This is a genomic window from Sporosarcina sp. P1 (assembly GCF_002743155.1).
In the GTDB taxonomy this organism is placed as follows: Bacteria; Bacillota; Bacilli; order Bacillales_A; family Planococcaceae; genus Sporosarcina; species Sporosarcina ureae_B.
Window position 1 is genome coordinate 1 of the sequence record NZ_PDYS01000009.1, and the last position, 13,041, is coordinate 13,041.

At 39.2% G+C, this 13,041-nt stretch carries 11 protein-coding genes, 1 pseudogene and 1 riboswitch; of the genes and pseudogenes, 3 read left to right on the forward strand and 9 right to left on the reverse strand.

The genetic code is table 11. The features are described 5' to 3' along the window. Positions 1 to 584 (reverse strand): annotated as a pseudogene (locus tag CSV73_RS10030) (sodium:calcium antiporter); the annotation flags it as partial. 407 nt (positions 585 to 991) lie between these two features. Further along, positions 992 to 1,109: riboswitch (TPP riboswitch) on the forward strand. Positions 1,110 to 1,228: 119 nt separating this feature from the next. Between CSV73_RS10030 and thiC the strand changes: the two are divergent. Then, positions 1,229 to 3,001, forward strand: a complete 1,773-nt coding sequence (thiC, locus tag CSV73_RS10035) for a phosphomethylpyrimidine synthase ThiC (RefSeq protein WP_099627449.1) — start codon at positions 1,229 to 1,231, stop codon at positions 2,999 to 3,001. A 521-nt stretch (positions 3,002 to 3,522) separates the two neighbouring features. Here thiC and CSV73_RS10040 read toward each other — a convergent pair. From CSV73_RS10040 to CSV73_RS10050, 3 genes are all read right to left on the reverse strand, one after another. Continuing rightward, positions 3,523 to 4,026 carry a hypothetical protein gene (locus tag CSV73_RS10040; protein WP_099627450.1) on the reverse strand — a complete coding sequence of 168 codons (504 nt, stop codon included), beginning with the start codon at positions 4,024 to 4,026 and terminating at the stop codon, positions 3,523 to 3,525. A gap of 391 nt (positions 4,027 to 4,417) precedes the next feature. Beyond that, positions 4,418 to 5,272, reverse strand: a complete 855-nt coding sequence (locus CSV73_RS10045; RefSeq protein WP_199093064.1) for an aldo/keto reductase — start codon at positions 5,270 to 5,272, stop codon at positions 4,418 to 4,420. A gap of 209 nt (positions 5,273 to 5,481) precedes the next feature. Then, on the reverse strand, positions 5,482 to 6,162 hold the full coding sequence (locus tag CSV73_RS10050; protein WP_099627451.1) for a DUF1361 domain-containing protein: 681 nt from the start codon (positions 6,160 to 6,162) through the stop codon (positions 5,482 to 5,484). Positions 6,163 to 6,376: 214 nt separating this feature from the next. Here CSV73_RS10050 and ytxJ point away from each other — a divergent pair, with 214 nt between their 5' ends. Further along, positions 6,377 to 6,703 (forward strand): bacillithiol system redox-active protein YtxJ, encoded by a 327-nt coding sequence (gene ytxJ / locus CSV73_RS10055; protein WP_099627452.1) that lies wholly within the window; start codon positions 6,377 to 6,379, stop codon positions 6,701 to 6,703. Between the two features lie 239 nt (positions 6,704 to 6,942). Here the strand turns inward: ytxJ and CSV73_RS10060 are convergent, their stop codons facing one another. The 3 genes from CSV73_RS10060 to CSV73_RS16970 form a co-directional block, all read right to left on the reverse strand. Continuing rightward, a complete protein-coding gene (locus CSV73_RS10060; protein WP_085130879.1) occupies positions 6,943 to 7,200 on the reverse strand; it encodes an autorepressor SdpR family transcription factor in 258 nt (85 codons plus the stop codon). Positions 7,201 to 7,425: 225 nt separating this feature from the next. Next, the gene (locus CSV73_RS10065) at positions 7,426 to 9,042 is read right to left on the reverse strand and encodes a GMC family oxidoreductase (RefSeq protein WP_099627453.1); all 1,617 of its coding nucleotides are present in this window, start codon (positions 9,040 to 9,042) and stop codon (positions 7,426 to 7,428) included. A 213-nt stretch (positions 9,043 to 9,255) separates the two neighbouring features. Beyond that, positions 9,256 to 9,444, reverse strand: a complete 189-nt coding sequence (locus CSV73_RS16970) for a M28 family peptidase (RefSeq protein WP_199093074.1) — start codon at positions 9,442 to 9,444, stop codon at positions 9,256 to 9,258. Between the two features lie 376 nt (positions 9,445 to 9,820). Between CSV73_RS16970 and CSV73_RS10075 the strand changes: the two genes are divergently transcribed. After that, a complete protein-coding gene (locus tag CSV73_RS10075) occupies positions 9,821 to 10,897 on the forward strand; it encodes a thermonuclease family protein (protein ID WP_233202879.1) in 1,077 nt (358 codons plus the stop codon). Between the two features lie 88 nt (positions 10,898 to 10,985). Here CSV73_RS10075 and CSV73_RS10080 read toward each other — a convergent pair whose 3' ends face one another. Next, positions 10,986 to 11,444 carry an OsmC family protein gene (locus CSV73_RS10080; protein WP_085130881.1) on the reverse strand — a complete coding sequence of 153 codons (459 nt, stop codon included), beginning with the start codon at positions 11,442 to 11,444 and terminating at the stop codon, positions 10,986 to 10,988. Between the two features lie 142 nt (positions 11,445 to 11,586). After that, positions 11,587 to 13,029 (reverse strand): DHA2 family efflux MFS transporter permease subunit, encoded by a 1,443-nt coding sequence (locus CSV73_RS10085; protein WP_099627454.1) that lies wholly within the window; start codon positions 13,027 to 13,029, stop codon positions 11,587 to 11,589. Positions 13,030 to 13,041 lie beyond the last annotated feature (12 nt).

Sequence of the window (13,041 nt, forward strand, 5' to 3'; positions counted from 1 at the left end):
TTATCGACAACCAAATCTCCTCCGAAAATAATTGCCGCCAGCCCAACTAGTGTAATGAGGATATTCTTTCCCCACTTCACATTATCAGTGGCTTGTGTAAGTGTGGCATTTTGACGGCTTCGAAGGCCAAGTTCAATCACATAGTACATAAAGATTGATAGGAATAGCAAGAAAATAATTCCATCACCGCGCGTGATCATATTGCTGCTGAAGCCTTGTAATGCCATATCACTCATCAATACCAACATCACTATACCTGCCAGTAAAGTAAACGGAATTTCTTTGCGAATGGTCTCACTTTGTACTTTCAACGGAAACAGAAATGCCGCGATCCCTACCACGATAGTAATATTGAATATATTACTTCCCACTACGTTCCCTACTGCGACGTCTGCGTTTCCACCCATCGCCGCAATAATACTGACCGTTGCTTCTGGTGAGCTAGTTCCGAGCGCTACAATGGTGAGACCAATCAAAATAGGCGGAATTTGCAGCAGTCTTGCGATATTTGAAGAGCCATCCACAAAATAGTCGGCTCCTTTTATCAATAATACAAATCCGATAATTAGTAATACATAAGCCATATAGTGGTTACCTCCTCTGTTGGAATGAAATTTCTAGTTAGTTGTCTGGACGCATGTCCTGACCATAATAATATAATTTCTTTACTGACTTCAATTACTATGTAATGTTCTACAAGCACCATGATTCCTCAAGCTTCATGAATTGGACTTTACATCCCCATAGCACTCATCTTTCTCATTCGCTTATATTTTATACGACGACAACTTCATTACAACGATCCTTCCCTCTTTTGTTTTTTCATATTTAATTATCTCACGTCATCACTACTTATGCATCCTACAAGTCATACATAGACATTCACTTCTCATGAGTACTTGCTTTTTTGAGTGGTATGGAAATCAAAAGTATAATAACTCTTTTAAAACGGCTGAGCGTATGGTAGACTATTCCTGTTCACACAATTAAATACTATAACTAGGGGTGTCCAACGTTATTGGACTGAGATGGAATGATTATACACGCATTCCGGACTCTTTGGACCTGATCTGGCTCGTACCAGCGTAGGGAAGTTTTCATTTTATCTGCAACGCGTATTTTTGCGTTTTGAAGACCAGGTCCTATCTACGGAACTGGTCTTTTTTTGTTGCCGATTCCCTTTACTTGAATCGAGTCATGTCACACCTCAAAAGGAGACGATGACAAAATGCAAGAGAAGAAAGAAGAAATCCATATCCATGAATGTTTTCCGGCAAGTAGAAAAGTTTATGTACAAGGTAGTTGTCCAGACATACTTGTACCGATGCGCGAAATTGAGTTATCCCCCACTGTAACCGATCAAGGGGAAATACCGAATGAACCTTTCCGTGTCTATGATACGAGTGGTAAATACACGGAAGCCGGTTACACAGTGGATATTAAAAAAGGACTTCCAAACATCAAGAAGAACTGGATAGTTGAACGAAATGACGTAGAAGAATATGAAGGCAGACAAGTGAAGCCACGAGATAACGGGTATCGTTCAATGGAACAAATGCAAAATGACGCAGAATTTCCCTTGTTGAAACGCAAACCATTACGAGCAAAAAGCGGCATGAATGTTACACAAATGCATTATGCACGTAAAGGGATCGTTACACCTGAAATGGAGTTCATTGCGATTCGTGAAAATGTAACGCCTGAACTTGTACGGGATGAAGTTGCGAGAGGCCGAGCCATTATCCCGTCCAATATTAACCACCCAGAAGCAGAACCAATGATTATCGGAAGTAAATTCCATGTGAAAATCAATGCGAATATCGGAAATTCCGCGGTCTCTTCCTCCATTGCTGAAGAAGTGGAAAAGATGACATGGGCTACACGTTGGGGTGCAGATAATATCATGGATTTATCAACTGGAAAGAACATCCACACAACACGTGAATGGATCATTCGCAACTCGCCTGTCCCAGTAGGAACGGTTCCGTTATATCAAGCGTTGGAAAAAGTAAACGGCAAAGTGGAGGATCTTTCATGGGAAGTATTCCGTGACACATTGATTGAGCAAGCAGAGCAAGGTGTCAGTTACTTTACAATCCACGCTGGTGTTCTGCTTCGTTATATTCCCATGACGATTCATCGCGTGACGGGTATTGTCTCACGTGGTGGTTCTATTATGGCGCAGTGGTGTATGTTGCATCATAAAGAAAGTTTCTTGTACACGCACTTTGAAGACATATGTGAAATTATGAAACAGTACGATATTGCTTTTTCATTAGGAGACGGGTTACGTCCAGGCTCCATCGCTGACGCCAATGACGAAGCACAATTCGCTGAACTTGAAACACTTGGCGAATTAACGAAAATTGCTTGGTCCCATGATGTCCAAGTCATGGTAGAAGGTCCTGGTCATGTGCCTATGCATTTAATTAAAGAAAATATGGATAAGCAAATGGAGATTTGTCAAGAAGCGCCTTTTTATACACTCGGTCCGTTGACGACAGATATTGCACCTGCCTATGACCACATCACGTCTGCTATTGGTGCGGCTATGATTGGTTGGTTCGGGACCGCGATGTTGTGCTATGTAACGCCTAAAGAGCATCTCGGTCTACCCAATAAAGAGGATGTGCGTGAAGGCGTTATCACATATAAAATTGCAGCACATGCAGCTGATTTAGCAAAAGGCCATCCTGACGCATACAAACGTGACGATGCATTATCAAAAGCCCGTTTCGAATTCCGTTGGAGAGATCAATTTAATTTAAGTCTGGATCCTGAACGCGCGATGGAATACCATGATGAAACATTGCCGGCTGAAGGGGCAAAAGTCGCCCACTTCTGTTCGATGTGTGGACCAAAGTTTTGCAGTATGCGAATTTCACACGACATTAGAAAATATGCGGATGACAACAGTTTAGAAGAAAAACTAGCATTAGAAAATGGTATGAAAGAAAAAGCTGAAGAATTTAAAAAATCGGGTGCTGAAATCTATCTATAATTAGGAGTGAATAGAGTTATGACAACTGAACAGTTAATACATCAGATCTCTGTAAAACGCCGTAACCTTCATCAGTTAGAAGAACAGTTAGCTCACCTGCAAGCCCAGTGTATACACGAATATACAGAAAACGTAATATATAGGAAGTGTATGAAATGCTTGAAGATCGAGAGTGTCCATTATTAATACATGTTCCGCTATTCAAAAACAGGATTTGTGCTCTGTTGGCTTCCTGAAAAACTCATCGGTATTGTGACTCAATATCGTTTTCCATTCACGCGTCCGATTACACAAATACTTTTAGCCGTTGTCCTTTAAAAGTTGAATTTCATGTTGATACAATAAAAAATGACCCACCTCGCCCCTTTACAATGCGGACCTTGGTGAGTCATTTTCATCATAATAACAGGATCTGAAATCGCAGACTTTTTCAATGTACCTCTTTACTAATTAAGTTACATTCAAAAGCCCTCCATTGCTGGAGGGCTTTTGAGTATTAATCTCAGTATTTAATCTATAAATTATTTTAAACACCCAGCTGCCGCACTCCCTGCTAGCCATACCCCGCCAACAACAGTACCTAAAGCCCATCCTGCTGGACCACTAACACCTGCAACTGTCATAAGCCCAGTAAAGGCTCCAGTATGTGCAAAACCAGCAAGGGTTGCAGCGCCACAGCCACTTATTTTAGCCATCGACACAACATTCGAGTTTGCTTCTTCGAATATTTCTTTTTTGTACTTCTCACCTGCTGGACTTGATAAAACTTCATTAAGTTTTTCTAAGGTTTGTACTAACTCATTAAAATATTCTTTACCGATTCGAGATTCTAATTCTACCTCTCTTTCGATGATCACTGTGCCATCTTTTTCATTCAATACAAGATATTCCGAAGTAATCTTAGCTACCTCATCCACATGTAAACTAGCAGCCTGAGTATTTTGTGGTGTCCATACAATACTAACCATCATCACTAAACAAGTAATAATCGTAAATATACTGAACTTATTTTTCTCAAATAACATTCAAGTCAATCCCCCTACTTCTAAGAGATAACCATAATTATACTTATTTATTTAAATGCAGCGAAAATGTAAAATTAATGACTAATTTCATTTTTCCTTACGTGATAATAAAGAGATAAAAAAGTTTATTACAAATCCCACTACTAACAATAGCATTAATAATGGCCAGGTAATTTCGTCTTGCACACTACTTATTAGGATAAAAACAAGAGCAACACTAATTAATGTAATTAGCAAGTTACTCATTTTCATTGAGGTCACCTCCGCCATTGATATATATAAATAAAACTTGTTTGGATATTACACTAACATATGAATTCAAATTACAATAAAATAAATAATTACATGTATTCATTAAACTGAATGTAACTTAATACTAAAAAAGATACGTTTAATCAAATTCTTCATATTCATTCGGGTGCTGTCCTTCTACTCTTCCCGCTTCACCTTTATCTAAAGAGTCAATTTGTCTTATATCTTCTTCGGACAATTCAAAATCGAATACATCAAGATTGGCTTTTTGATGGGCATAGTTAGATGATTTTACGACCGTTAAGATATCGTTCTGTAGGTTCCAACGAATAATAATTTGCGCTGGTTCCTTATTGTATTTTCTAGCAATCGAGACAATCGTTTCATTTTCTAACACGTCGTTTAATTCACGGCCTAAAGGACTCCATGCTTCCGTTACAATACCGCGGCTTTTGTTGTATTCCACTAGTTCGTTATTAGTAAAATACGGATGGCGTTCAATCTGATTGGTAGCAGGCGTTACACCTGTTTTTTCAATGATACGCTCCAGATGTTCCGGTAAGAAATTAGATACACCTATCGTCTTAATCAGTCCGAATTTCTGTGCATCGACTAACGCTTGCCATGCTTCTACGTATTTATCTTGTTTTGGAAGTGGCCAATGAATCAAGTATTTATCAAAGTAATCGATTCCGATACGATACAGTGACTCTTGAATCATCAGAATCGCTCTTTCGTACTCATGTGAAGCGCCGGGGAGTTTGGAACTGATCAACAGTTCTTCTCTAGGCACAGAAGATCGACGTACTGCTTCTCCTACCATTCCCTCATTATTATAATTTGTTGACGTGTCAATCAGTCTGTATCCCGCTTCGATCGCTGTCAACGTACTGACCACACCTTGCGCCCCTTTTACTTTTACCGTTCCGAAACCAATGGATGGAAGGCCCGTTCCATCATTCAAATGCATTGATTGTACATTCTTTTCATCCATTTTTATCTAACTCCTTTTTATTACATACACGCATTTATTGAGAAACATACGAATTGATCGGACGTAACTACTACTCGTCTCATCCATGTAATTTCCCTTGCTGAAAGTGCACTAAACATTCTTTGCTGTTAAGAATCAAAAAACACTCGTGTTGGCAATCCACATGAATAGTTGAACATCCATGTGTGTTGCCGCCACAAGTGCTATGGTTATTTTTCCTTAAACGATCGATAAAGCATATAGCAGAATAAAACAAAGCCAGAGAACGCGATAATGAACTGTACTTCAAATCTATCTACATCTGCTACTTGCTTTAACACTTGGAATGGATTGAAAACTATATCCCAACTATTAAAGCGCAAAAACCTTCCTATATAGACGCCTATCCCAGTCAGCAACCCTACACTTAAAATGCTCACGTAGCCTATCTTCTTTGAATACTTCTTTCTAACAATCTGTTCGAAAATATAGACAGACTCCAGTCCAACTACTACGGAATAAAAGAAGCCCATGGCAATCACTAATAACTTGATCCATATTAAGATGTCATGACTGTATACGATCGCGCCGTCTGGGGCATACGGTCCTGCATTTGACATCCATTTGAACTTTTCATTCGCTATATGAATAAAATCCGTTACTAGATAGACAGAATTAGGGAAGAAGATTAACCAAAGCACTATCCAAAAAATAGACCAACTGATCTTCCTCTGCCCTACCGTCGTGACCGCTTGCCTAATAAAAAATAACGGTAATACAGCCAATAACACATTCCAAGACAACGCAACGTAGAGGAAGTCCAAACTCTTAAAAAGCATGACCAGACAGACGCCCCAATAAGCAAACAATAAGAATACTAATACTTTATATTTCTCAAGAAAAGTCCTCATTGGGACCTCCTACTATTTTGAATTTTTATGCGTCAACCCTTAACCAAAATTAACTAATAATGTAAACGAATCCAATCGCGTTAAGTTGCATTTACATAAAAGATTCTATAGAATTCTGTAGATATAAATTGATTGTATACCTCCGTGGGTATATAGTGAAACTGTATAGATTAAACTACATAAAATATAAAACGTATTAAATGGAGGATTTAAATTGAAACGCATAAAAACAATAGAGGAATGGCGGACTGTATGGGAAAGTTCCAAAAAACAATCCGTCCTTCTCTTTAAAATGAGTTTGACATGTTTCAGTAGCCTATCGGCAAAAAAAGAATTACATACTCTCGTTACGGACTTACCACTTTACATTATTGTCGTACAGACAGATCAAGCCGTTTCAAAAGCGATTGAAACTGACTTAAACGTAAGGCATGAATCACCACAAGTATTAATCGTAAAAGGTCAGAAAGCAACATGGCAAGCCACACATTATCACATTAAAGAATCCGTAGTTCGTGATGCGATTGAGTTGTATAGTTGATCATAAATTACTCGCGCAACAAAAATTTGGGAATGTTTAAAGAGTTGCGTTTGGTGCAACCGTAAGTTTTTTATAAAACAAACAAAACAATATTTTGTTTGCTTCGGTGGTATGCAGAGGGCTAAACAGCGACTGCACAGCATTACGCCTGCACCTTTAAAGGCAAACACATGTATTCTTTAAGATGAAGTTTACCCTGAACATATGTATAGGAGCACTAACTTAAGAATGTTTTTAATTTATTTATTCAGTTTTATCATCCAAACAAGAAGATCTTGGAGAACGGTTGTGTGGAGAGTGTAGTAAATATACTGTCCTTTTTTCTCTGAACTGACGAGCCCTGCGTTACGTAAGATGTTTAAATGATTGGAAATGCTCGGCTTACTCATCTCGAATTCTTCATGTATTTCACTCGCAGTCAAAGAACCTTTTTCACTGAGTGAAGTAAGTATTTGTCTTCTCGTTTCGTCGTTTAAAGCTTTAAAAACTTCATTCAAATTGGGTTTCTCCTTCCACTTGAGGTATTTAGTTTTTTGTCTAATTAGGTATTTATCTAATTGTATACTAGTTGAAACGATAAAAAAAGCACCTGTATTGAAAAACAACTATGAACGATTAAACAGTCATGTTTGTTTTCACAGGTACTTCTTATTGAAATGTATACTTCACGTGCATACGTCTGATGACTTTGTGCGCTCTGTTAATTTTTCGTGCAATGGTATTTATTCGGAGTTCATACCATTCTGTCTCACTATTTGTTCCGCAATATTTGCGCCAATGAAAAAAGCTGGCGCCGACGTATTGCCGTCCGAAACAAACGGTGCGATAGAATCATCCGCAACAATCAAATCCTTTACACCGTATACTTCCCCGGCAGCATTCACTACGCCATGTTCTTCACTTGGCGCCATTCGTAGCGTGCCTTGTATATGATGTGTTGGACCTAAATTTTCCTGAATGTACTTTTCAAGTTTGCTATCATCCTCAATAGTTTCCAGTGTGGGAGTAACGAGTTGATAGTGTGCATCTATTTTTGAAAGTTCCGTTGCAATGTTTTTAATATATACTTTGTAAATATTTTTTATGGTTTCTAGATCGGAACGTTTATTCAAAAAGGCAACATCGGCAAGTACAATCTTTAATGGATCTCCATTTTGGATTCTGACTGATCCTTGGCTCTTTGGTTCCAATAATATAATGACGATGCTTAACATTCCGCCAGTACCGATTTGGCCAATTAACTGCACACCGCGGCGGTTGGGGTCAACACCGGGCATTGGATCCGGCAAGAAGGCTCCACCTGTATAGAGCGCAAAGGGATCAGCGTCCGGAAGTGCTTTGTCATTCGAATTCGTTGTAAAGGTGGCAGTGTTAACTGGATGGGTGGTCATGTTCTTTCCTACATTCGCGTTATGATGAACGACGGGAATACCCGCTTTATTCAGTGTTTCTGATGGCCCAATTCCAGAAAGCATTAATAGTTGAGGGCTATTTATTCCAGCTGATACAATGACTTTTTTACGAGCATACGCGTAATAACATGTTCCTTTCTTGTGAAATTCAACACCTATCGCCCGCCTTTCATCATCAAAAATCACACGCTGCACTGTTGAATTATAAGATACTAATAATCTTCTTCCATTTACTCCTTCACCGTTATCAGTCATAACATCCGTTGAAAGAAAAGCCGTATCTGCACTTTCTCGTTGACCATAGGGGGTCTGGTAAAGCTGCCACCTCGTGAAGGGGCCAAGTGGTGTATTGGGATCGTTATAATCTAAAATTCTTTTGAAACCAGTGGCTTTTTCCATCGCTGTAACTAATTTTTCAGCCATGGTGGTTGGATTAGCAGGAGCCTGCCTGATATCCAACTGCCCGTTATATCCTCTCGCATTTGGATTTTCCGTTTGGCCATTGTAGTTTTCTAGTTGTGAAAATTGATAGGTCTCTTGTTCTGGTGACCACAGTGGACCTAGAAGGTTTTCCCATTGTTTCATATTCACCTGGGATGGTCTTACATACTGGTTATTGTTAATGGAAGATCCACCTCCCAAAGTTCGCCCTCCCGTCCAATCAAACGACCTACCTTTTACGTTTTTCTGGGGAACACTTTTTCCTTGCCAAAAGTATTGCGGGAAAAAGTCATCAGTGAGAATAAATGGTGGCGCAAACAAAGAATCTCTGATTGGCCGTTCCTTACTATTATTATCCCCCGCCTCTAAAACTAACACGGAATTTTGGTTATCATCGGTTAGTTTTCTTGCAATAGCAGCTCCCGCAGGCCCCGTTCCAACAACGATATAGTCAAATGTTGATTGATTATTGGCGTCTCTATTCATTTCAATCCCCCTAAGTGATTTTCATGCAGTATATCCTATGCAAGGGACGTTGGATTATGAAGTCCATAGAGGCCGCAGTGGTTTTGTGCCTGTTCATATGCCGGAAGCTCAAAGTTCATATTGGCAAACATCTTTCCGACCCATTTTGGGATGAATCGTAAAGATTTGATTGTAAGCGTCTGTAGACCAATCGTATCGAGTATTTGAATTACCCTATTCCTCTGCGGCAATCGCATTGAAAATAATGGTCTTTTCTGGTTGATAGCCGCTGCCAATCATTCCTTTAGCGATTCCTAGCAGTGGACCGATTGCTACATTATCATCTTGAAACCCAGCGAAATACGAATCAACATGGCCAGATAATAGGATGTAGGAATCTGAATCTTTCCCGACGATTTTTATGTAACGTTATAGTCTTACTAAATAAGCAAACAAAACTAATTATTGTTTGCTTATTGTTGTTAATATGTTTTCAACATGAGTAATTAATTCTTACTTCATTTTCTTTTACCATCTGTAGCTCCATTCACCATCGAATAGATGAAAACATTTAACGTGATGGTTTGCTCTCGTTTCTGTCTTAAATTTGTTTCTATGGATCTTCCGTAAGTTCACGTGTAGTCTAGTTGAAAGTATGAATTTTAGAATACTTTTTCACATGACAGTTTGTGATCTATTAGCACTACGTATTTAGTTGCGTATATCTTTCTTGAAAACTATGGTAATCTCACTCATGGAAGTACGTGTTATGTTATTAAAGTGAATCGAGAGTGATAATATGTTTGTATTTTTTGCGTTATTTGGTTTTCTATTTATATTGATTGGTGTCGTCGGCTTACTTATTAAAGCGATCTTTAAAAAGCGCAAGAGAAATTTTGCCACCCTCGCTTTAGTAGGTGTTGCGATGTTCATAGTGGCGGTAGTCATTACGCCAGATGAGATAGAGCCTGAAATAGAGAAAGCTGATTCAGTGGAACAGACGTCTTCAGATACACCAGCTGAAACGACGAACGACATACCTGAAAAAGAAGCGGTAAAAGAAGTAGAACAACCGAAAAAAGAAAGTTCTAAAGCTACTGAAGAAAAACCCGTTCCAGTCGTTGTGCCACAAAAAAATGATTCTTTAACAGTAACTCCTAAAAAACTACAGGATTCAACGGATACAAGCGGTACTACTGCGAGAATTCCAGTAGAATTAGTGAAAGTAATAGATGGCGATACGATTAAGATCCTTTATAACGGTAAGGAGCAAAACGTTCGATACTTGTTGATCGACACGCCTGAAACAAATCATCCTAGACTGGGGAAGCAACCGTTTGGGGATGAAGCCAAAGCTAGAAACAAAGAACTGATAGAAAGCGGGACACTAGAAATTGAATTCGATGTAGGAGAACGTTTTGATAAATACGACCGTTTACTTGCCTATATTTATGTAGATGGAAAAAGCCTCCAAAAAGTCTTGTTGAGTGAAGGTTTAGCTCGTGTAGCGTACATCTACCCCCCAAATACTCGATACGTAGATTCTTACGAGAAGACACAAGCGATAGCGAAAGAAAAAAAGTTGGGTATTTGGTCAGTTGAAGATTATGCTACCGACTCAGGCTTTAACGCGCAGGTAGTAAAAGAAAAACCTGCTGAACCGGCACCTCAAAAAGAGACACCAGCACCCCATTCTGTAAAGACAGAACAACCAGTTGCGCCTGTAGCCAAGCCCACACCACCTGTCCAAAACACGGAATGGTTTCAAAATTGTACAGAACTAAGGAAGACCTATCCTAACGGTGTGCCAAGCAGTCATCCCGCATATCAAGCTAAAATGGATCGCGATAAAGATGATTTTGCTTGCGAACGATAAAATACTAGCTGATTAGAAAACTCGAATAAAAAATCGCGTGAAACCAAGTTAGAAAACTTGATTTCACGCGATTTTAGCTTTGCTTGCATTATTTCTTTATCCATTTCGACTCCAAAGGAATTCCTGCATCGGCAAATAGATTATATACGGGGCATCTTCTTTCCACTTCCGCTTTCAATTGCTCGATCGCTTCATCTGATTCATGTGTAGTGAGTTCGCAAACAAAACGAACTTTCTGGAAATGTGTTTTTATGCCTTCTTCCCCCATCAAACCTCTAGCGTCCACGATCCCTGTCGTATCAAAATGAATTGCTGTAAAAACAAAGCCTTGCTCGTTCGCAATTAATGGAATCATTACCGCTTTACAGCCATTCAGCGCAGCCGCAATAAATTCAAGTGGATTCGCTCCGGTGTCGGTTCCACCTAAATGAACAGGTTCATCCATCGGAAAACCTTCGAAGTCTCGGATCGTATGAGTAGAGCGAACCCCTTCGTCCCACTTCGCTGTAGCAGCAATCTTTACTAATGCATGGTTCGTTGTTGACATAAACCCATCCCCTTTTAATTCTTACTATTATGATTCGTATTGTATCATATAGGAGTATTGAATGTAATAGGAAATGAAAATTTATAGTAAGAATTCACAGAATTTATAAAATAAATGAAAATCATACTACGCGATCAACTGGTCAGCCATTATACACTTTGACCCGCTTGATAAATAGCGAACAGATAAAACCAAAAATCGATATAATGGTCGCAAATAAAAATGCGTTTTGCACACCTGTAATGACTGCTTCGGCTTGATGAGCAGCTGTAATAGGATCGCTAATATTGCGTAAGAACGTATTTTGTGACGTATTTAGTATAGTAATCCCAATCGCTGTACCAATTGCTCCAGACGTTTGAATGGTCGAGTTAACAATTGCTGTTCCATCAGGATAGCGGTTTAGTTGTAGCGAGTTAATTCCATTTGTTTGAGAGGGTGTCGTCACCATTGACATACTCATCATTAAGAGCATGAAGAAGAGGATGATCCAGTAAAAGCTAGTCGTCGATGAAATCGTGGCAAAAAATAACGTAGCTACAATACTCATTGCAAATCCACCAATAACCAAGCCCCTTGGACCATATCGATCAAAAACCCGCCCACTGACCATAGATGTAATACCGTTAAAAATACCCCCCGGTAATAGCAATAAGCCTGCTTTAGAAGCTGATAAACCGAGTCCTGCTTGCATAAACAGTGGCAATAAAATATTGGAAGAAAATATAATTAGATTAGCAAACAACGTTAGGATAATGCCTAACGTAAACATTGGATGCTTAAACACTTCCAAATGAAGCATCGGTTCTTTAATTGATCTTTGACGAAAAGCATAGAGAACGAGAGCCATCAAACCTGCCGCAAAAGATGCCATCACAATCGGACTTGACCATCCTTCACTTTCTCCAGCATAGCTAAATCCAACTACAATGCCCCCAAAACCAATCGTAGAAAGAATTATGGAGTATGCATCGATTTTTTGCTTTTCAACAGCGGATAGATTCGGTAAGTATATCATCCCGAATATCAATGCGAAAACAAGAATTGGTGTGATCAACCAAAATATCATATGCCAATTGAAATAATCAATAATCAATCCAGCTGAAATCGGACCTATAGCGGGTGCAAACATCATCACTAGACCGACTAATCCCATCGCAGTCCCTCTTTTCCAAGGTGGAAAGAGAATCAGAACGGTATGGAATAACAAGGGCACGAGCAACCCAGTACCTATCGCCTGAATAATCCGTCCGATTAACAAAATGATGAAGCTTGGAGATACGGCAGCAATTAGTACACCTAAAATAGACAAACTCATGCTCGTAATAAAAAGATTCCTTGTCGGAAAACGTTTTATGAGTAAGCCGGAAACGGGAATGATAATACCAAGCACGAGTAAATATCCCGTAGTTAACCACTGCGCTGTAGATGCAGAAATAGCAAATTCCTTTATCAAATCATTCATCGTCATATTTAAAGCGGTTTCACTAAACAATCCGATAAAGCCACCAATCAGTAGCGCAGTCATGATGGGAGCGACTTTTAGCTCTTTATTTTTTATCTTTTCTTGTATTGAATCCTCCATGTATTGAACCTT